Here is a 20,165-nt window from a genome sequence, read left to right on the forward strand (position 1 = left end):
GTGGAGCCACTGTACGGGCCGATCCGGGACTACGCCTGGGGATCGCGCTCGGCCATCGCCCTCCTGCAGGGGAGGCCGGTGCCCAGCGCGGGCCCGGAGGCGGAGCTGTGGTTGGGCGCCCACCCGGGCGGCCCGGCCACTGTCGACCGTGCCGGTCTGCGGGTCAGCCTCTGTGACCTGGTGCGGGACGAGCCCGGGCAGTGGCTCGGCCAGCAGGTGTCCGAGCGGTTCGGCGGTCGGCTGCCGTTCCTGCTCAAGGTGCTGGCCGCCGACGCCCCGCTGAGTTTGCAGGCCCATCCGGACGCCGAGCAGGCGCGGGCCGGCTACGAGGCGGAGGCGGGGCTCCCCGCGGAGCAGCGCAACTACTCCGACCCGCACCACAAGCCGGAGCTGCTTGTGGCGCTCACCCCGTTCGAGGCGTTGTGCGGTTTCCGGGACCCGGGGGAGTCGGCGGAGGCGCTCGCCGCGTTCGGCGTACCGGAGTTGGCGCCGGTGGTCGCCGCGTTGCGGGACGGGCCGGCGGGCCTGGCGACGGCGGTGCGGACGCTGCTCAACTGGCCGGTGGCCCGGCGGCACGAGCTGCTGGGCGCCGTGGTGTCGGCGTCGGCGGACAGCCCGGACGCGGAGCTGGCCCACCGGCTGGCCAAGGCGTACCCGGGCGACCCGGGCGTGCTGGTCGCGCTGCTTCTGCACCACGTGCGGCTGGTGCCGGGGGAGGGGATCTGGATGCCCGCCGGCAACCTGCACGCCTACCTCAGCGGCTGCGGGGTGGAGATCATGGCGGCCAGCGACAACGTGCTGCGCGGCGGTCTCACCCCGAAGCGGGTGGACGTCGACGAGTTGTTGCGGGTGCTGCGCTTCGAGGTGCTCGACGAGCCGGTGCGGGCCGCGCAGCCGGTCGGGCCGGGGGTCGACTGGTGGCCGGTTCCGGTCGACGACTTCGCGTTGCACCGGGTCCGCGTCGACGCCGCGCTGCCGTCGGTGACGCTGCCGCTGCCCGGTCCCCGGGTGGTGCTCTGCGCCGAGGGCTCGATCACGGTGGACGACGGGGCCGGCGCCCTGACGCTGGTCTCGGGCGAGGCGGCGATCGGCACGGCGGCAGGTGAGCCGTTGCGGATCGGTGGTGCCGGCGTCGCCTACGTGGCGACGTCCGGCCTGCGCTGACAGGGGTCAGCGCGAGCCAGTGCACAAGTCCGACTTTTCCGGAATAGCTTGACGGGGTTCTGGCGCAGTGTGACCCTATGAGTACGCAGCGTTATCGCGACGACGGTCCGAGAACGTGCGGGGGAACCAAACCGGGGGGATGCGCGGGGCGGGCGGGGCGTGGACGGAGGGGTCCGTTCAGCACCGACCGCCCCGTGCGCTGTCTGTGGACCTACCCCGAGGCCCGTTGCCAACGCGCGTAAGGTGGAGGGTCGGCGTAGACATCGTTCGACAGGAGCTTTCATGACCAGCACCCTCCCGGCGTCCGCCAGCGGCACGCCGTCCGAGGCCCGGCCGAGCACGCTTGCCGACGGCGACTTCAAGGTGGCGGATCTGTCGCTCGCCGAGTTCGGGCGTAAAGAGATCCAGCTCGCCGAGCACGAGATGCCCGGCCTGATGGCGATCCGTCGGGAGTTCGCCGAGGCTCAGCCGCTCGCCGGCGCCCGGATCACCGGTTCGCTGCACATGACCATCCAGACCGCCGTCCTGATCGAGACGCTGGTCGCGCTCGGCGCGCAGGTGCGCTGGGCGTCCTGCAACATCTTCTCCACCCAGGACCACGCCGCCGCGGCGGTCGTCGTCGGTCCGGACGGCACCCCCGAGGCGCCTTCCGGTGTTCCGGTGTACGCCTGGAAGGGCGAGACCCTGCCGGAATACTGGTGGTGCACCGAGCAGGTGCTCGACTGGCCGGACGGGCAGGGCCCGAACATGATCCTGGACGACGGCGGCGACGCCACGCTGCTGGTGCACAAGGGCGCCGAGTTCGAGAAGGCCGGCGCGGTTCCGCCGGTCGAGTCCGCCGACTCCGAGGAGTACGCGGTCATCCTCGAGCTGCTGCACCGTTCGCTCGGCGAGGACGGCCAGCGCTGGACGCGGATCTCCTCCGGCATCAAGGGCGTGACCGAGGAGACCACCACCGGTGTGCACCGGCTCTACGAGATGCACCGGGCCGGCACCCTGCTGTTCCCGGCCATCAACGTCAACGACTCGGTGACCAAGAGCAAGTTCGACAACAAGTACGGCTGCCGGCACTCGCTCATCGACGGCATCAACCGGGCCACCGACGTGCTGATCGGCGGCAAGATGGCGGTCGTCATGGGCTACGGCGACGTCGGCAAGGGCTGCGCCGAGTCGCTGCGCGGCCAGGGCGCCCGGGTCGTCGTCACGGAGATCGACCCGATCTGCGCGTTGCAGGCCGCGATGGACGGCTACCAGGTCTCCACCCTGGACGACGTCGTCGAGCAGGCGGACATCTTCATCACCGCCACCGGCTGCTTCGACGTCATCACCAACGAGCACATGGCCCGGATGAAGCACCAGGCCATCGTCGGCAACATCGGCCACTTCGACAACGAGATCGACATGGCCGGCCTGGCCAAGCGCTCCGACGTCGAGCGGATCAACATCAAGCCGCAGGTCGACCTGTGGCGCTTCGCCGACGGGCACGCCATCATCGTGCTGTCCGAGGGTCGCCTGCTGAACCTGGGCAACGCGACCGGGCACCCGAGCTTCGTGATGTCGAACTCGTTCGCCAACCAGACGATCGCCCAGATCGAGCTGTTCACCAAGACCGAGGACTACCCGATCGGCGTCTACGTGCTGCCCAAGCACCTGGACGAGAAGGTGGCCCGTCTGCACCTGGGCGCGCTCGGCGCCAAGCTGAGCACGCTGACCAAGGAGCAGGCCGCCTACCTGGGCGTCTCCACCGAGGGCCCGTTCAAGCCGGACCACTACCGCTACTGATCAACGCGCAACGCACCGGGCCGGCTCCGCACCCCAGAGCCGGCCCGGTCCGCCGTTCCCGCCCCCACGCCCCCCGCCCCCCAACCCCGCGCCCCGCCCCCAGCCCCCAACCCCGCGATCTTGCAGTTTTGGTCGGAGTTCTGCGGCCTTTGACCCGATATGACACCGCAGAAAGTGCAAGATCGCGCAGGGCGGGGGGTGCGGGGTGGGGGCGCGGGGCGGGGTGATTAGGGGCGGGGTGTGCGGCGGGTGGGGCGGAACCACGTCCAGGCGCACCAGACCAGCCAGCCGATCGACACGGCGGTGGCCAGGGCCCGCAGGCGCAGCGCGCTGAGCAGCAGCACCACGGCCAGCACCGCCAACCACGGCAGGATTCCCCTCACGGCGGGGATACTGCCACAGTCGGCTGCCGATCCGGCAGAGCTGGCCAGAGGATGAGTGGGATACCTGCGGCACTCCTCGGCGGCTGTTGACCGCGTCCGGTACGCGACAACCGGATCGGCCCAGCCTGCCGGTGGCGCGGGACGCCGCCGACGGGGGATCATGGTGCGAGCCGTTACCGGCTGACGCCGGTCCCACCGACCTGACCGAGGATGCAATATTAATCCCATGAGAGCCCGCGTACTGGTGGTCGACGATGACCCCGCGCTCGCCGAGATGCTCGGCATCGTGCTGCGCAGCGAGGGGTTCCTGCCCTCCTTCGTGGCGGACGGCGAGCGGGCGTTGGCCGCTTTTCGCGACAGCCGTCCCGATATCGTGCTGCTTGACCTGATGCTACCGGGGATGAGCGGTATAGACGTCGCCCGGTCCATCCGGGCGGAATCCGGTGTCCCGATCGTCATGCTGACCGCCAAGAGCGACACCGTCGACGTGGTGCTGGGCCTGGAGTCCGGCGCGGACGACTACGTGGTCAAGCCGTTCAAGCCCAAGGAGCTGGTGGCCCGGATGCGGGCCCGGCTGCGCCGGGGCGAGGACGTGGCCCCCGAGATGTTGACCATCGGGCCGCCGGACAACCAGATCAGCATCGACGTGCCCGCGCACACGGTGAGCCGCAACGACGAGGAGGTGAAGCTGACTCCGCTGGAGTTCGACCTGCTGGTCGCGCTCGCGCGCAAGCCCCGTCAGGTGTTCACCCGCGAGGTGTTGCTGGAGCAGGTCTGGGGCTACCGGCACGCGGCCGACACGCGCCTGGTCAACGTGCACGTCCAGAGGCTGAGGGCCAAGATCGAGCCGGACCCGGAGCGCCCGGAAATCATCCTCACCGTGCGGGGCGTGGGCTACAAGGCGGGGACCGGATAGCCTGGTCGCACTGTGTCGACCTCGCCGCCCAGACCCTCCCCGAGCACGACTGCCCGCCGGCTCAGCGCCGGCGGGGAGTTCTGGCGCGCGGTGAGCGGTCGGGTCGCCCGGGTGGTCGGCCGCGTGCACCAGACCTGGCGGCGCTCGCTCCAGGTCCGGGTCGTCACCATCACGCTCGTCGCGTCCAGCCTGCTGGTCGGCGGCTTCGCGTTCCTGATCGCCGACAAGATCACCACCATCCTGCTGGACAACGCGCGCAGCGACGTCCGGCAGCGGGTGACGAGCGGCGCCAGCTACGCGGCCAAGCAGGTGTCCTTCTACGGGCAACCGCAGGAGGCGCAGCTCCAGGAGACCATCGACGGCACCGTCAACTACCTCGCCGGCGGCGACCCCCAGCAGACCAGCGGGGTGGTGGTGGCGATCACCGCCGAGGGCTACCCGGACGACATCCAGACCCGCACCTCCCCGTCCGCGAACGTCCAGGTGCTGATCAGCCCCGAGCTGCGGGCCGCGATCGCGGACGGCAAGGTGGCCAGCCAGATCCGCACCGGCCGGCTCACCGGAGACACGACCAAATACCTCGTGTACGGCTCGCCGGTGCCGACCCGCTTCGGTCAGATCGAGCTGTACTATCTCGTGCCGCTGACCCGGCAGGACGTCACCGCCGCCGACGCCCGCGCCACGGTGGTGGCCACCGGGGTGGCCCTGGTGATCCTGCTCGGGCTGCTCGCGGCGCTGGTCACCCGGCTGGTGGTCAGCCCGGTCCGGGTGGCCGCACGGACCGCCCAGCGGCTCTCCGCCGGCCTCCTCGACCAGCGGATGGTGGTCAACGGCGAGGACGACCTGGCGCTGCTCGCCGCCTCGTTCAACCAGATGGCCACCAACCTGCAGCGGCAGATCCTGCGCCTGGAGGAGATGTCCCGGTTGCAGCGTCGGTTCACCTCCGACGTCTCGCACGAGCTGCGGACGCCGCTGACCACGGTCCGGATGGCCGCTGACCTGATCTTCGCCGAGCGCGACGAGTTCGACCCGGCGGTGGCCCGCAGCGCCGAGCTGCTCCAGGCCGAGTTGGACCGGTTCGAGGAGTTGCTCACCGACCTGCTGGAGATCAGCCGGTTCGACGCGGGCTTCGCCATGCTGGATGCCGAGCCGACCGACCTGGTGCCGGTGGTGCACCGCGTGGTCGACCGGCTGGCCGGCCTGGCCGAGCGGGTGGGCGTACCCATCGAACTCGACCTGCCGGGCACGCCGGTGATCGCCGAGGTCGACCCGCGCCGGGTCGAGCGGGTGCTGCGCAACCTTGTCGGTAACGCCGTGGAGCACGGTGAGGCCCGCCCGGTGCTGATCACCCTCGGCATCGACGAGACCGCCGTGGCGATCACCGTGCGCGATCACGGCGTGGGACTGAAGGCTGGTGAGGAGAAGCTGGTGTTCAACCGGTTCTGGCGGGCGGACCCGTCCCGGGCCCGGCAGACCGGCGGCACCGGGCTGGGCCTCTCGATCAGCCTGGAGGACGCCCGGCTGCACGGCGGCTGGCTGGAGGCGTGGGGCGCTCCGGGGCAGGGGGCGCAGTTCCGCCTCACCCTGCCGGCCCGGGCCGGTGACCGGCTGACCACCTCGCCGCTGCGCCTGGTGCCGGCCGACGTCACGCTGCCGTTCGGCGGCCCCCGCGACGGTGGTCCGCTGGCGATCGGCCCGGGCACTGGTGGGGCGTTGGCGATCGGTTCGACGCCGGTCGGGGACGGGGAGCGGGCGGAGGTGCGCTCGTGAGACGGCGACCGACAGTGCTCGGCGCGCTCGGCGCGGTGGTGCTGCTGGGTGCCGGTTGCGGCATCCCGGCCGCGTCCGACGTGCGGGTGGACGGCAAGGGCGGCGCCGCGACCGAGGCCGGGGTGATCAGTCGGGGCAGCGAGCCGCCGACGCGGACGGCCAGCGGCAGCGTCAACGAGGCGTTCGTCCGCAACTTCCTGTCCGCCGCCGCCGGTGAGCCGGATCGGGCGTACGAGCGGGTCAAGGCGTTCGTCGCGCCGGAGGACAAGACCCGGCTCCAGGACAAGAAGGGCAGCGAGGTCGCGCTGAACGTGGTTCGGGTGCGCGAGGCGGTCTACACGCTCAACAGCGACTCGACCACCACCGTCAGGATCAGCGTGCAGCAGATCGGCGTCCTGCGCTCGAACGGAATCCTGGCACCGCCGGTGGCGACCGAGACGGAGTACGAGTTCGGTCTGCGCAGCGCGGCCTACAACGGCGGCGCCGACGAAGAGCGGGCCGGCCTGTACGTCATCAACCCGCCGAACGTGCTGCTGCTCAGTGACGTCGCCCTGCGCCAGTACTACCAGGACGAGACGATCTACTTCTGGAGTTCGGACCGCACCCGCCTGGTGCCCGACCAGCGGTACCGGCCGCAGGCGGTGCCGGAAGACCGTCGGGTCAACGAGGTGGTCAAGTGGCTGGTCGGCGGCCCGTCCGACTGGCTGCGTCCGGGTGTCGTCGGGCTGCCCGACCGCACCGAGTTGATCAATAACGCCACCGGCGGGAACGGCCGGTGGGAGGTCAACCTGGACATGTCCGCCGACGACCAGAACAGCATCGACCAACTGATCACCCAGATCGCCTGGTCCCTGGGCGACCTGCCGGGCGAGTTGGAGCTCAAGATCCGCAACAACTCGCAACCGGTGGTGGAGCTGAGCGGGCGCCGGGAGTCCGTGGCGCTCTACCCGAACACCGCGACCCCGCAGCGGTTCGGCGTGTACGAGGGCGCGATCCACGCGCTCGACTTCGAGGGCGAGCCCAGCGGCCTGGTGCCGTTGGCGCCCGAGGTCAACCGCAACGTCGTCGCCGCGAGCCTGGGGCTCGCCAAGGACGAGCGCGTCCTCGCTGCGATGGTGGTCAGCGGCACCGCCAAGGGGCGCTACCGACTCGCGGTGGGCACCGGCCCCGCGCCGGTCTCCCTGGTCAACCGCAGCGGCTCGGAGTTCTCCTCGATCAGCCGTCCGGTGTGGTTGCGTACCGTGGACTCCCGCCCCGCGCGCGGCCTGGTGGTTGCCGACGGGCAGCTCTACCGGTTCGACGAGACGGCCCGGATGTTCCCGGTGCCGCTCAACCTGCCCTCCGGCGCGGTCACGGCGGTGGCCGCCGCGTTGGACGGCCAGCGGGTCGCGCTGATCGTCGGGGGCCGTCTCTACGTCGCGGCGGTCAACCTGGACGGCGGCGGGGTCTCCATCGGCCCGCCCCGGGAACTCGTCACCTCGCTGACCGGCCCCACCGCTGTCGACTGGGGCCGGGAGGACCAGTTGGTGGTGGCGGGCTCGGTGGGTCAACCGGCGATCTACGAGATCAGCGTCGACGGGGCCCTGGAGACGCCGCTGCGGACCGACCTCGGCGCGAAGGTCAACCACCTGACCGCGTACCCGTCCAACCGCAGCGTGCGGTTGCCCAGTGGCGCCTACATGTACGAGGCGAACGGGGTGGCCTACCGCAGCAGCCCGTCGGAGCGGATCGAACCGGACCGGGTACGCGGCATCGCGCCGGTGCCGGCCGGCGTACGGCCGAGCAATCCGACCGCGCCGTTCTTCCTCTACTGACCCGGTGAGCGGGCTCTGGGCGGACCTCGCCGACCTGGTGTTGCCCGCGACCTGCGCGGGTTGTCAGCAACGCCGGCAGGGTCTGCGGCACGGGGTCTGCCCGGTCTGCGTGGCGGCGTTGGGCGCGCTGCGTCCGCTGTCGGTACGCCCCACCCCCGCCCCGCCCGGCCTGCCGCCCTGCGTCGCGCTGGGCCGGTACGCGGACCCGCTGCGTGCGGCGCTGCTGGCATACAAGGATCACGGCCGGCACGGTCTGGCCCGCCCGCTCGGTGCGCTGCTCGCCGAGGTCGTCGCGCACGGCGTCGGGGCGCCCCGGCCGCTGGCGCTGGTGCCGGTGCCGGACACCGCGGCGGCGGCCCGGTCCCGGTACGGCGACCACCTCGATCGGCTGGCCCGGCACTGCGCGGCCCGGCTCCGCCGGGGCGGCTGGGAGGTGCGGGTGCACCGGCCGCTGCGGGCGCTGCCCCGACCCGACTCGGTAACCCTGGACAGCGCCGGCCGGGCGGCGGCAGCGGCGGCAGCCTTCCGGCCCCGTGTCGCGTCCGCGGCGCGGCTGCCCGCCGGGGGCGTCAGACCGGTGGTGGTGCTGCTCGACGACATCGTCACCACCGGCGTCACGCTGGCCGCCGCGAGCGGGGTGCTGACGGCGATCGGCTGGGCACCCAGTGTTGCCGCTGTGCTCGCGGCGACCGAGAAACGACTCCAGTTGTAACCGATTGTGTTTCCGTTTCACCCGTTGGTGTATGAGCTGCGGAAAATTCTGGGTCGTCTCGGCAACATGGGGTGACTGCCGGGCGAACAGGAGTTAGCGTTTCGCTGTCGGGGGTAGGAGGTCGTTCCAACCGCCCCTGGCGGTGAGAGGAGGCGTAGCCGTACGAACCGGTCGACGCCAGCGGGTCCCCCCTCGGCGCGCGACCGGGCCAAACCGGATCGAAGACCGTCCGAAAAAGGGAGGTCACGTGGACATCGTGGTCAAGGGCCGAAACGTCGAAGTCCCGGATCATTACCGGGTGCACGTAGCCGAGAAACTCGCAAAGATCGAACGCTACGACCACAAACTTATTCGTGTTGATGTCGAGCTGTTTCACGAGCGCAATCCGCGCCAGGCCGACCACTGCCAGCGGGTGGAGATCACCTGCGTTTCCCGGGGTCCGGTGATCCGGGCCGAGGCCTGCACGAACGACTTCTACAGCGCGCTCGACGCGGCAATCGCCAAGCTCGACACACGGCTGCGCCGCGCGGCCGACCGTCGCCGCGTACACCGGGGTCGGCACGCCCCGATCTCCGTCGCCGAGGCCACCGCGGGCCTGCCGGTCGCGGACCTGGGTGCTCCCGCGCTGAGCGCGTCGCCGGACGGCGCCCGCGCCGGCACCGCGGTCGCGGAGCGCGTCGAGGAGGAGTACGACGACCAGCCGTGGCACATCGCCCGGGAGAAGGTCCACCCGGCGGAGCCGATGACGATCGACGACGCGCTGTTCGAGATGGAACTCGTCGGCCACGACTTCTACCTGTTCCAGGACAAGGAGTCCGGCCGCCCCAGCGTCGTGTACCGGCGCCACGCCTACGACTACGGCATCATCTCCCTCGCCACCTGACCGGACGGCTCGTGGGGTTGTGGCGGAACTCCGCCGCAACCCCACGGCACCGTTCAGCGCAGGTCGCCGGGGAGCAGCGCGAAGGTCAGGTCGTCCAGCCGTGCGCCGGCCAGTCCGGGCAGCCGACCGCGTTGCAGTCCCTCGCTGTGGAAACCGACCCGCTCCAGCACCCGGTGCGACGCGACGTTGTCCGGCACGGTGCCGGCGGTCACCCGGGCGATGCCCGTGGCACCGAACGCCCAGCCCGCGAGCAGGCGGACCGCCCGGGTCGCGTACCCCCGGCCGCGCCACTCCGGCAGCAACGCGTAGCCGACCGACGCCTCGCCGGCGGCCACGTCGGTGTACGACAGGCCGCAACTGCCCGCCGGCTCCCCGCTGGCGGCGTCGGTGATGAGCAGTCGGGCGATCTCGCCGGTCAGCCACCCGCTCGCCGCGAGGCGGCAGCGCCGCTCGACCGCCTCCCGGGTCGGCGGCACCGGCGGCGCCTGGTTCGCCACCACCTCGGGCCGGCTGTGCAGCCGGTACATCAGCTCCGCGTCGTCCGCCGCGAGCGGGCGCAGCGCCACCACCCGGTCGGTGAGCACCCCACCGGGCAGGTCCGGCAGCAGCCGGGGGACCGGACCGGGCGGATCGTCGGCGAGCCGTGCCCAGGCCAGCAGGTCGTGCCGCGTCCCGTCGCGGTCCACGGTGGCCGAGCGGCGCAGCCCCTCGTAGCGGAAGCCGGCGGCCAACGCGACCCGCTGGCTGGGCGTGTTCTCCGGGTGGGTCAGCAACTCCAGTCGCGCGGTACCACTGGCGAGGACCTGGTCGCTCAGCGCACGGGTGCCCGCGGCGGCGACCCCACGTCCACGTGCCGCGGGTCGTACCCAATAGCCGACTCCGGCCTGCTGTCGCGCGGGCGCCAGGTTGTTGAGGGCCACGGTGCCCAGCAGCCGGTCCGTGTCCGGGTCCGCGATGGCGTACGCGGCCCCGCCGCCGGCCCAGGCCGCCGGGGCGCCGACCTCGATCCACCACCGGGCGTCGTTCTCGGTGTACGGATTCGGCGGACCCGTCACGAAGCGCTGGCTGACCGGGTCGGCCAGCCCGTCGACCACGTCGGCGGCGTCCTCGGCGCGGAACTGGCGCAGCCGCACCCCGTACGCCTCGATCACCTGCGGCAGGCTCACCGCAGGTCACCGGCGAGGAGAGCGCCCACCCACGCGTCGACCCGCTCGCCCCGGTGCGGCACCCCGCCCCGGAGGGTGCCCTCGAACGTGAAGCCCGCCTTCTCCGCCGCCCGCCGGGACGCGGTGTTGCCCACGTTCGCCCGCCACTCGATCCGGGCCAGGCCCAGCGTGCTGAACCCCCAGGCGCTGAGCGCGACGAGCGCGGCCGACATGTATCCGCGGCCACGGGCCTCCGGGGCGCTCATGAACCCCACGTCCGCCAGCAGCGGGTCGCTGGGCGAGAGTCGAAGGTCGATAGTGCCCAGGTACCTGTCGTCGGGGTCGGCGATCACGAAACAGGAGGCGTCCCCCCGGGCCCAGGTGTCCCGGACGTAGGACAGGTAACCCTCCGCGTCGGAGCGGTCGTACGGGTCCGGCACCGTGGTCCAGCGGATGCTCTCCGGGTCCCGGCAGGTGTGCACCACCGCGTCCAGGTCCTGCTCCTCCATGGGGCGCAGGCGCAGCTCACCCGACCCGGTGGTGGCGAACAGCACCGGCTGCGGGCGACCGAAGACGGCGGCCCGCCGGGCGGCGAGGGTTCCCGGCCCGGCCGGCCCGGTCGACCCGGTGGCGGGCACCTCGCCGGGGAACAGCGAGCCGATCCAGCCGTCCGCGCCGAGGTGCGGCGTCGAGTCGACCAGCCGCAACCGACCGTCGATCCGGAAGCCGGCCCGCAGGGCAACCAACCGGGAGGCGTGGTTGCCCACCTCGGCCTGCCAGATCAGCCGGCCGAGTCCGAGGGTGTCGAAGGACCACCGCGCCACCGCCCGGGTGGCCCGCACCATCACCCCTCGTCCGCGGGCCCAGGGTGCGGTCCAGTAGCCGATCTCACCGGTGTCGGTGCCGTCGATGGAGACCAGACCGCACGAACCGAGCAGGTCGCCGGTGACCGGGTCACAGACCGCGAACGGTGCGCCCGTGCCGTCCGCCCAGGCCCGCCCGCTCAGCTCGGTGACGAACCCGCGCGCGTGCTCCGGCAGATAGGGGCGCGGCACCCGGGTCCAGCGCTGGATGACCGGGTCCTGGCAGGCTCGGTACACGGCGTCGGCGTCCTCCTCCCGCCAGGGCCGCAGCCGTACGCCGTCCTCGGTGATCTCCACTGGTTCCACCCGTGCATCGTGCCGCACCGTTCGCCGACGGCGTAACCGGATAACGCCCGGCGTGTGGCTGGTACGTGTGTTATGTCTGGTTCGGTGCCATGGACCGCCGCTACCAGTGACCATCACGCCGATGGAGCGCCTACGATGGTTCGAGACCGTCTAGGGGAGCGTTGATCCGTGTCGATTCTGGAAAAGGTCCTTCGCGCTGGCGAGGGCCGCATGGTGCGCCGGCTGAAGGCCATCGCCGCCGCCGTCAACTCGATCGAGGACGACTACGTCAACCTCAGCGACGAGGAACTGGCCGGCATGACCGAGCAGTTCCGGGAACGGCTCGCCGACGGGGAGACCCTCGACGACCTGCTGCCGGAGGCCTTCGCGGTGTGCCGGGAGGCGGCCGCCCGGGTGCTGGGGCAGCGCCCGTACGACGTCCAGGTGATGGGCGGCGCGGCGCTGCACTTCGGCAACATCGCCGAGATGAAGACCGGTGAGGGTAAGACGCTGACCTCGGTCATGCCCGTCTACCTCAACGCGCTGTCCGGCAAGGGCGTGCACGTCATCACTGTCAACGACTACCTGGCCCAGCGTGACGCCGCCTGGATGGGCCGGGTGCACGAGTTCCTCGGGCTGACCGTCGGCGTGGTGCTGCCCAACCGCCCCGCCGCCGAGCACCGGGCCGCGTACGAGTGCGACATCACCTACGGCACCAACAACGAGTTCGGCTTCGACTACCTGCGCGACAACATGGCCTGGTCGAAGGACGAGCTGGTGCAGCGCGGGCACAACTTCGCGGTGGTCGACGAGGTCGACTCCATCCTGATCGACGAGGCCCGCACCCCGCTGATCATCTCCGGTCCGGCCGAGCACTCCGCCCGCTGGTACGGCGAGTTCGCCAGCGTGGTGAACCGGCTCCAGCCCGGCACCGACGGCGAGGGCGACTACGAGGTCGACCACTCCAAGCGCACCGTCGCGGTGACCGAGCGCGGTGTGGCGAAGGTCGAGGACCGGCTCGGCATCGACAACCTGTACGAGTCGGTTAACACCCCGCTGGTCGGCTACCTCAACAACGCGATCAAGGCCAAGGAGCTCTACAAGCGCGACAAGGACTACATCGTCAGCGACGGCGAGGTCCTGATCGTCGACGAGTTCACCGGGCGCATCCTGCACGGTCGCCGCTACAACGAGGGCATGCACCAGGCGATCGAGGCCAAGGAGGGGGTGGAGATCAAGCAGGAGAACCAGACGCTTGCCACCATCACCCTCCAGAACTACTTCCGGCTCTACGAGAAGCTGTCCGGAATGACCGGTACGGCGCAGACCGAGGCCGGCGAGTTCAACAAGGTCTACAAGGTCGGCGTCGTGACCATCCCGACCCACCGGCCGATGGTCCGCGAGGACCGGCCGGACGTCATCTACAAGACGGAGAAGGCCAAGTTCAACGCCGTCATCGAGGACATCGCCGAGCGGCACCAGTTGGGTCAGCCGGTGCTGGTCGGCACCGTCTCGGTGGAAAACTCCGAGATCCTCTCCCAGTTGCTGCGCCGTCGCGGCATCCCGCACAACGTGCTGAACGCCAAGTTCCACGCCCGGGAGGCCGAGATCGTCGCGCAGGCCGGGCGTAAGGGCGCGGTCACCGTGGCCACCAACATGGCCGGCCGCGGCACCGACATCCTGCTCGGCGGCAACGCCGAGTTCCTCGCCGCGAGCGAGTTGCGCCAGCGCGGTCTCGACCCCCTGGAGAACGAGGAAGAGTACGCCAAGGCGATGGAGGAGGTCCTTCCCAAGTGGAAGCAGGCCTGCGACGCCGAAGCGGAAGAGGTCTCCGCCGCCGGTGGTCTCTACGTGCTGGGCACCGAGCGGCACGAGTCCCGCCGGATCGACAACCAGCTGCGCGGTCGCGCCGGCCGGCAGGGCGACCCGGGCGAGTCCCGGTTCTACCTGTCCCTGCAGGACGAGCTGATGCGGCGCTTCCGGGCCGGCGCGGTGGAGGCGGTGATGGAGCGCTTCAACATCCCGGAGGACGTGCCCATCGAGTCGAAGATGGTCACCCGGCAGATCAAGAGCGCCCAGGCCCAGATCGAGGGCCAGAACGCCGAGATCCGCAAGAACGTGCTGAAGTACGACGAGGTGCTGAACAAGCAGCGCCAGGTCATCTACGCCGAGCGGCTTCGGGTGCTCAACGGTGAGGACCTCTCCGAGCAGGTCCGCAGCATGATCGACGAGACCGTCGAGGCGTACGTGCGGGGGGCCACCGCGGAGGGCTACGGCGAGGACTGGGACCTCGAGCAGCTCTGGTCCAGTCTCAAGCAGCTCTACCCGGTGGGGATCACCATCGAGGAGCTGGAGGAGGAGGCCGGCGGCTCCCGCGCGGGCATGGACGCCGACTTCCTGATCGCCCGCCTCAGGGAGGACGCGAACGCCGCGTACGACCGCCGCGAGGAGCAGCTCGGCACCGAGGGGGTGCGTCAGCTCGAGCGGATGGTGCTGCTCCAGGTCATCGACCGCAAGTGGCGCGAGCACCTCTACGAGATGGACTACCTCCAGGAGGGCATCAGCCTCCGGGCGTACGCCCAGCGCGATCCGGTGGTCGAATACCAGCGCGAGGGCTTCGACATGTTTGCCACCATGATGGACGGCATCAAGGAGGAGACCGTCGGTTTCCTCTACAACATCGAGGTCCAGGTCACCGAGCCGGAGCCGGAGACGGGGGCGGACGAGGTCGCTCTGCTCGACAAGCCTGTCGAGCTGCGGGCGAAGGGCCTCAACCGTGCTCCGCAGCGGCAGGGCCTGCAATACTCCGCGCCCACCATCGACGGTGAGGCGAGCCCCGGCGCGGTCGCTGTCGAGCAGGCCGAGCAGCAGGCTCCGGCGCTCGGCCTGGGTCGACCGGCGCCGGGCGCTCCGGCTGCCCCCGGGCAGAGCGCGCCGTCCGCCCCGCAGCGTCCGGCCTCCGGGCTGCGCGGCCCGGCGGTCCCGTCGGCCGCTGCCCGTCGTCCCGCACCGAACCAGGCGGAGGCGAGCAACGGCCCGTCCCGCAACGCGCCGTGCCCGTGTGGCTCGGGCCGCAAGTACAAGCGCTGCCACGGCGCGCCCAACGGCGGCAACTGACCGATAGCACCTCCGACGGGCCCCGGCCGACCAGGCCGGGGCCCGTCGGCGTCTGCGTGGGGCGATGCGGTGACCGGTGCCGCGTCCCGGTCGAGCCGCCCTCCTCGCGCCGGGTGGGTCGGCCGTCGCGAGGGGCTGCGCTCTGCTGTCGGGTCGCCTCAGAGAATTTGTAGGACGGTGCAGAGCCAGCGGCCGCGACGGTGCTCCAGCCTGATCGCCATCGCCCAGCTCCGGCCGCCCGCGCCGCTGACCACGGCTGCCGTCTCCACAGCGGCCTGCCGGGGCTCGCACACGCGCAGGCGGAGCAGCCGGGCCACCGGTCGGCTGGCGCGGCGCCGGGGTGCCGCTGTCCGCCCCGACGCGCGAGCCAACTCGGTCAGCAGGTCGGTCGCCCGAGCCGGGTCGAGCAACGCCCGTACCTGGGCAGGGGAGCGGTAGCCGTTGACCACCTCCAGGCAGGTGCCGACGAAGCGGTGCGCGGCGCGGGTGGCTTCCGAGGCGGTCGCCGACGGGATCGCGGTGACCGGGTGGCTGGCCGACCGGTTGGGCGCCGAACGCAGGGCGGCCCGACGCTCCGGCGGTCGGCCCGGATCGGGGCGGGTCGAGGCGAACAGGTCGAGGGCGAGCTGACCGTCGGTCGGCGCCGGCCAGTACGGCCCGTCGGACTCGTCGAGATATGGCGGGTCGACCTGTGGAACGGGGCGCAGCCGCACCGGCGGTCGGGAGGGGCCGGGCCGGGAACCGCTCATCGCACACCCTCCTCAAGCCTGCGTTTGCCTTCGTTTGCCTCCGATAGAGCCGATTGTGGTCGACGAAGCGGCATCGGTCAATGGATGGCCGGTGTCGTCGGGCCGGTCCGGCGCATGATCCACTCGATTTTCAGGAACCCGCGGCTTCGAAGCGGCCCGGATGCCCCACCTTCCATAAAGCCGAGTCGATCATGAGTCGCGCCGGGCGGGGCCGGGCCGCGCCGCGCCGGGCAGGGCAGGGCCGCGCTGGGCAGGGCGGGGCCGGGCAGGGCCGGGCAGGGCCGGGCGGGCCCGCGCCGGGGGCGGCCGGGGGGCTACTCCGGGTCGCGGTCGACCAGCGGATTGCTCTGCACCCACTCGGCGGTCTCGTCGTACTTGCGGGCGATGTACTCCTCCAGGCGGGCGCGTTCCACCCGCCACTGGCCGCGGCCACCGATCTTGATCGCCGGCAGTTCACCGCTACGCACCATGTGGTAGACCTGCGAGTCCGACACGTTCAGCTCGGCGGCCACGTCGGAGAGGAGCAGGAACCTCGGCTCCACAGGAACTCCCGGGGTTGGCGTCGTTTGGCTCAGTTTGCCACCGACAGCGCCTGTCGCCCAGCACCGGCCCTACGTCGGCCCCGGCGCCGGCCCCACGCCGGCCCAGCACCGGCCCCAGCACCCGCGCGCGTCGATCGGGGAAAGCGGTCAGGCGGGACACACCGGCCGGGAACTTCCGCCGACCGGAGGCGGGGTGTATGACGGTCACGGCGTCCGGCATGATCGGCGCCCGTGCCGGCGTCCGCCGGTGGAGGACGACGCGGGGAGACGACCGGTGACCGAGGAGCTTGTCCGGGTGTACGTGCCGGCGACCGTACCGATGCTGGCCCGGCTCCGGTCGGACGGCCTGGCCGCCGACCAGGCCCATGCCGTGACGCCGGCGCTGCGGGAGTGGTACGCGGAGGGCGACGAGGAGGAGTTGGAGTACGTCGCCTTCACCCGGGCCGCACAGGACGCGCTGCACCTGCTCCGGGATGACCCGAGCGCTCCCCGCCGCCGCGTCGTCGTCTCGGTCGACCTGCCGGCGGGAGCGGTGGGGCGCGGCGACGGCGAGTTGGGTTCCAGCACCGTCGCCCTTGTCGACACCGTGCCGTTGGGTGCCGTCGCGGCGATCCACGTGGACGGAGCGGACGCGGTCGAGGAGATCGCCGCCGCCGCCGACGCGGTGGCCGAGGCGGCGGCCGGCGACCCGGACGCACAGTTCACCGTCGACGGCGCCGAGGACCACGAGCTGGAGTGGTACGACGTGACCGAGCTGGACCTGCTGCTCCGCGCGACCAGCTGAAGCCCGCGCCACCCGCGCCCGCAGGCCGGACGGACGCCGCACCACCCGCGCCGGCAGGCCGGACGGACGCCGCGCCACCTACGCTACCCGCGCCGGCAGGCCGGACGGACGCCGCGCCACCTACGGCGCCTGCGCCGGCAGGCCGGACGGACGCCGCGCCACCCGCGCCGGCGTCAGCCGTCGGCGCGCTGCTCCGCTCTGGTCGGCTGGGCGTCGAACGTCTCCGCCGGGCTCGGCTCGTCGTCCTCGCTGTCGACCCGCTCCGCGGCCGGCTCGGAGTTGGCCGGCTCGGGGTCGGCCGGATCGTCGTCGGTGTGGGCCGGGCCGAGCGTGCGGCCGAAGGCGATGAGCGCGGTCAGCGCGCCCACGAAGAGCACCCAGATGCCGTTGTCCACCCGGGAGGTGCCCAGCGAGGTCTGCGCGACGGCGTCCGCCTCGCTCAGCGCGCTGGCGAGGTCGAGCAGCGACCGGCCGCCGATCCGGATGACCACCTCGGCGAGCAGGAGGAGGAGGCCCGGCCCCGCGCCGGCGAGGAGGTAGGACGGCCAGCGCAGCGCCGGGGCCGCGTTGTCGCGGCGGACGGCGCGACGCCGCGCCCAGCTCAGGTAGCCGAAGGCCAGCAGGCCGGCCACCAGCCCGGCGACGAGCGATTCGGTACGGGACACCCACTTCGCCGCGTCGATCAACGACTGCTGGCTGTCACCCGCGCCGAAGAGGTCGAACAGCGGGTCGCGGGCGCGGCTGAACGCGACCACGAAGATGAGCGTGCCCAGCGCGGCGGTGACCACCGCGCCGACCGCCGGGGCGGTACGCGCACCGGCCAGCGCGCCACCGATGACCGCCGCCGCCGCGGTGGTGCCGGCGATCACGTTCGTGGTCGAGGTGTCGAAGTAGGTGAGGTTGATCGCGAGCGCGGCGGCGAGCCCGACCAGCATCCCGCCGCCGATAGCCCCGGCGAAGCGCAGCGTCGCCCAGTCGCCGTAACGGCGGGCCAGGACGTTGCCGATGGCGAGCGCGACGGCCGCCCCGGCCACCAGCGCGGCCGAGATCACGCCGGGCAGGGCGAACGCGGACAGGCTGATCGCGGTGACGCCGGCCGCCGCCGAGGTGATGGCCTCCCGCGTGGACCAGAGCATCGCGGCCAGCCAGCCGAGCGCCAGCAGGGCGAGCACCGCCGCGCCGGGCGCGGGCAGCGGCGCGGTGCTGGGGTTGGCCGCGTCGACCGCCGGCTCGTCCGACTCCGCGGCCGGGACGCGGCCGGGCTGCTTGGTCATCGTCTCCCCTTCGAGGCGGCAGGTCACCGACCATTCAGGGTACGCGGACCGGCTGGGCGTCCCACCGCCCCGGCACGCCAGGCCGGCGGATCGAGGGCGATCGGTAAGGAACGGAAGGGTGTGCCGGTCCTTGGCTCAGGGTGGTGGCGGGGGCGGGCCCCGCAGCCCGCCGTGGGACAATTCCGGGAGGTCCCGCCGCTGCTCGGCAATCCCGCGCGGCGTCCGGTGTCCGGCTATCCGGTCGGTGCCCGCGGGTCCGGTTTCGCCACTGCTGTCGAGATCGCCAGGAGCCTTGATGGATGCCGTCTTCTCCGTTCCCGAGCCGCGCAACGAGCCGGTTCGTAACTACGAGCCGGGCAGCCCCGACCGGGACCGGCTCCAGCGGCGGCTGACCGAGCTCGCCGCCGAGCGCATCGACCTGCCGATGACCATCGGCGGCACGCAGCGGATGGCCGGCGGTGACCCGATCAACGTGGTGCAGCCGCACCGGCACGCCCACGTCCTGGGGGTGACCGGGCACGCGACCCACGACGACGCCCGCGCCGCGGTCCAGGCGGCGAAGGACGCCGCGCCGATGTGGCGGGCACTGCCCTTCGAGGAGCGCGCCGCGATCTTCCTGCGGGCCGCCGAGCTGCTCGCCGGTCCGTGGCGCGACACGCTCAACGCCGCCACCATGCTCGGCCAGTCGAAGACCGCGATCCAGGCGGAGATCGACTCGGCGTGCGAGTTCATCGACTTCCTCCGGTTCAACGTGCACTTCGCCCGTCGCCTGCTCGAGGAGCAGCCGGCGTCCGCCCCCGGCGTCTGGAACCGCTTCGACCACCGCCCGCTGGAGGGCTTCGTCTACGCGGTTACCCCGTTCAACTTCACCGCCATCGCCGGCAACCTGCCGTCGGCGCCGGCGCTGCTGGGCAACACCGTGGTCTGGAAGCCGGGGCCGACCCAGCAGTTCGCCGCGCACTTCACCATGCGGCTGTTCGAGGCCGCCGGCCTGCCGCCCGGTGTGATCAACATGGTCACCGGCCGGGGCGAGGAGGTCTCCGACGTCGTGCTCGCGGACCCGGATCTGGCCGGCATCCACTTCACCGGTTCGACGAAGGTCTTCCAGCACCTGTGGAAGACCGTCGGCGACAACATCGCCCGGTACCGGGGCTACCCGCGCCTGGTCGGCGAGACCGGCGGCAAGGACTTCGTGGTGGCGCACACCAGCGCCGACGTGGACGCCCTGCACACCGCGCTGATCCGCGGCGCGTACGAGTACCAGGGCCAGAAGTGCTCGGCGGCGTCGCGGGCGTACGTGCCGCGTTCGATCTGGGAGGGTGGCCTGCGGGACCGGCTGGCCGCCACCACCGACTCGCTGACCTACGGCGACGTGGCGGACTTCGGCAACTTCGGCGGCGCGGTGATCGACGACAAGGCGTTCGCCCGGCACACCGCCGCGCTGGAGCTGATCAACGGTGACGCCAGTTGCCGGGTGCTGGCCGGTGGCACCGCCGACGACTCGGTCGGCTACTTCGTCCGGCCGACCCTCTTCGAGTGCGACGACGCCGCGCACGAGACGTTCACCACCGAATACTTCGGCCCGATCCTGGGCGTGCACGTCTTCGACGACGCCCGGTTCGACGAGGTGGTCGCCCAGGCCGAGTCGATCGCCCCGTACGCGCTGACCGGCTCGGTGTTCGCCACCGACCGCCGGGTGGTCGAGGCGGTCGGCGAGCGGATGCGCTACGCGGCCGGCAACTTCTACATCAACGACAAGCCGACCGGCGCCGTGGTCGGGCAGCAGCCCTTCGGCGGCGCCCGGGCCAGCGGCACCAACGACAAGGCGGGCTCCTGGCTCAACCTTGTCCGCTGGGTGTCCCCGCGGACGATCAAGGAGACGTTCGTGCCGCCGACCGACCACACGTACCCCCACATGGGCTGACCGGCGACGACCCGCCGGCGGCGCGCGTGCCGCCGCCGGCGGTCGGCCGGTCGCCGCA

Annotated in this window: 16 protein-coding genes; 10 read left to right on the plus strand and 6 right to left on the minus strand. The window is 72.1% G+C overall.

Features of this window, described 5'->3' with window-relative positions:
- Positions 1-1,164 (plus strand): mannose-6-phosphate isomerase, class I, encoded by a 1,164-nt coding sequence (gene manA, locus O7634_RS14770; protein WP_278150696.1) that lies wholly within the window; start codon positions 1-3, stop codon positions 1,162-1,164.
- A 282-nt stretch (positions 1,165-1,446) separates the two neighbouring features.
- A complete protein-coding gene (ahcY, locus tag O7634_RS14775) occupies positions 1,447-2,946 on the plus strand; it encodes an adenosylhomocysteinase (protein WP_278150697.1) in 1,500 nt (499 codons plus the stop codon).
- A 227-nt stretch (positions 2,947-3,173) separates the two neighbouring features.
- Here the strand turns inward: ahcY and O7634_RS14780 are convergent, their stop codons facing one another.
- Entirely contained in the window at positions 3,174-3,329 is a 156-nt protein-coding gene (locus O7634_RS14780) for a hypothetical protein (RefSeq protein ID WP_278150698.1), read from the minus strand.
- Between the two features lie 226 nt (positions 3,330-3,555).
- On the opposite strand from O7634_RS14780, the gene mtrA reads away from it, so the two are divergent.
- From mtrA to raiA, 5 genes are all read left to right on the plus strand, one after another.
- On the plus strand, positions 3,556-4,245 hold the full coding sequence (mtrA, locus tag O7634_RS14785) for an MtrAB system response regulator MtrA (RefSeq protein WP_278150699.1): 690 nt from the start codon (positions 3,556-3,558) through the stop codon (positions 4,243-4,245).
- A gap of 12 nt (positions 4,246-4,257) precedes the next feature.
- A complete protein-coding gene (gene mtrB / locus O7634_RS14790) occupies positions 4,258-6,015 on the plus strand; it encodes an MtrAB system histidine kinase MtrB (RefSeq protein ID WP_278150700.1) in 1,758 nt (585 codons plus the stop codon).
- Positions 6,012-7,829 carry an LpqB family beta-propeller domain-containing protein gene (locus O7634_RS14795; RefSeq protein ID WP_278150701.1) on the plus strand — a complete coding sequence of 606 codons (1,818 nt, stop codon included), beginning with the start codon at positions 6,012-6,014 and terminating at the stop codon, positions 7,827-7,829. Before mtrB ends, O7634_RS14795 begins: the two co-directional genes overlap by 4 nt.
- Before the next feature lie 4 nt (positions 7,830-7,833).
- On the plus strand, positions 7,834-8,541 hold the full coding sequence (locus tag O7634_RS14800) for a ComF family protein (protein WP_278150702.1): 708 nt from the start codon (positions 7,834-7,836) through the stop codon (positions 8,539-8,541).
- 247 nt (positions 8,542-8,788) lie between these two features.
- On the plus strand, positions 8,789-9,424 hold the full coding sequence (gene raiA, locus O7634_RS14805; RefSeq protein ID WP_278150703.1) for a ribosome-associated translation inhibitor RaiA: 636 nt from the start codon (positions 8,789-8,791) through the stop codon (positions 9,422-9,424).
- 53 nt (positions 9,425-9,477) lie between these two features.
- Here the strand turns inward: raiA and O7634_RS14810 are convergent, their stop codons facing one another.
- Both O7634_RS14810 and O7634_RS14815 read right to left on the minus strand, forming a co-directional pair.
- On the minus strand, positions 9,478-10,590 hold the full coding sequence (locus tag O7634_RS14810) for a GNAT family N-acetyltransferase (protein ID WP_278150704.1): 1,113 nt from the start codon (positions 10,588-10,590) through the stop codon (positions 9,478-9,480).
- Positions 10,587-11,738: a GNAT family N-acetyltransferase gene (locus O7634_RS14815; protein ID WP_278150705.1), complete on the minus strand. Its 1,152-nt coding sequence runs from the start codon at positions 11,736-11,738 to the stop codon at positions 10,587-10,589. Before O7634_RS14815 ends, O7634_RS14810 begins: the two co-directional genes overlap by 4 nt.
- Positions 11,739-11,906: 168 nt before the next feature.
- Between O7634_RS14815 and secA the strand changes: the two genes are divergently transcribed.
- The gene (secA, locus tag O7634_RS14820; RefSeq protein WP_278150706.1) at positions 11,907-14,834 is read left to right on the plus strand and encodes a preprotein translocase subunit SecA; all 2,928 of its coding nucleotides are present in this window, start codon (positions 11,907-11,909) and stop codon (positions 14,832-14,834) included.
- A gap of 158 nt (positions 14,835-14,992) precedes the next feature.
- Here secA and O7634_RS14825 read toward each other — a convergent pair whose 3' ends face one another.
- Together O7634_RS14825 and O7634_RS14830 are read right to left on the minus strand one after the other, a co-directional pair.
- On the minus strand, positions 14,993-15,583 hold the full coding sequence (locus O7634_RS14825) for an Rv3235 family protein (protein ID WP_278150707.1): 591 nt from the start codon (positions 15,581-15,583) through the stop codon (positions 14,993-14,995).
- 314 nt (positions 15,584-15,897) lie between these two features.
- The gene (locus O7634_RS14830; RefSeq protein WP_278150708.1) at positions 15,898-16,125 is read right to left on the minus strand and encodes a helix-turn-helix domain-containing protein; all 228 of its coding nucleotides are present in this window, start codon (positions 16,123-16,125) and stop codon (positions 15,898-15,900) included.
- 274 nt (positions 16,126-16,399) lie between these two features.
- Here O7634_RS14830 and O7634_RS14835 point away from each other — a divergent pair, with 274 nt between their 5' ends.
- Entirely contained in the window at positions 16,400-16,909 is a 510-nt protein-coding gene (locus O7634_RS14835) for a hypothetical protein (protein WP_278150709.1), read from the plus strand.
- Between the two features lie 173 nt (positions 16,910-17,082).
- On the opposite strand, the gene O7634_RS14840 is transcribed toward O7634_RS14835, so the two are convergent.
- A complete protein-coding gene (locus O7634_RS14840) occupies positions 17,083-18,183 on the minus strand; it encodes a hypothetical protein (protein ID WP_278150710.1) in 1,101 nt (366 codons plus the stop codon).
- A 295-nt stretch (positions 18,184-18,478) separates the two neighbouring features.
- On the opposite strand from O7634_RS14840, the gene pruA reads away from it, so the two are divergent.
- Positions 18,479-20,107 (plus strand): L-glutamate gamma-semialdehyde dehydrogenase, encoded by a 1,629-nt coding sequence (gene pruA, locus O7634_RS14845; protein ID WP_278150711.1) that lies wholly within the window; start codon positions 18,479-18,481, stop codon positions 20,105-20,107.
- The last annotated feature ends 58 nt before the right edge of the window (positions 20,108-20,165 follow it).

This window comes from Micromonospora sp. WMMD1120, assembly GCF_029626235.1.
Taxonomy (GTDB): domain Bacteria; phylum Actinomycetota; class Actinomycetes; order Mycobacteriales; family Micromonosporaceae; genus Micromonospora.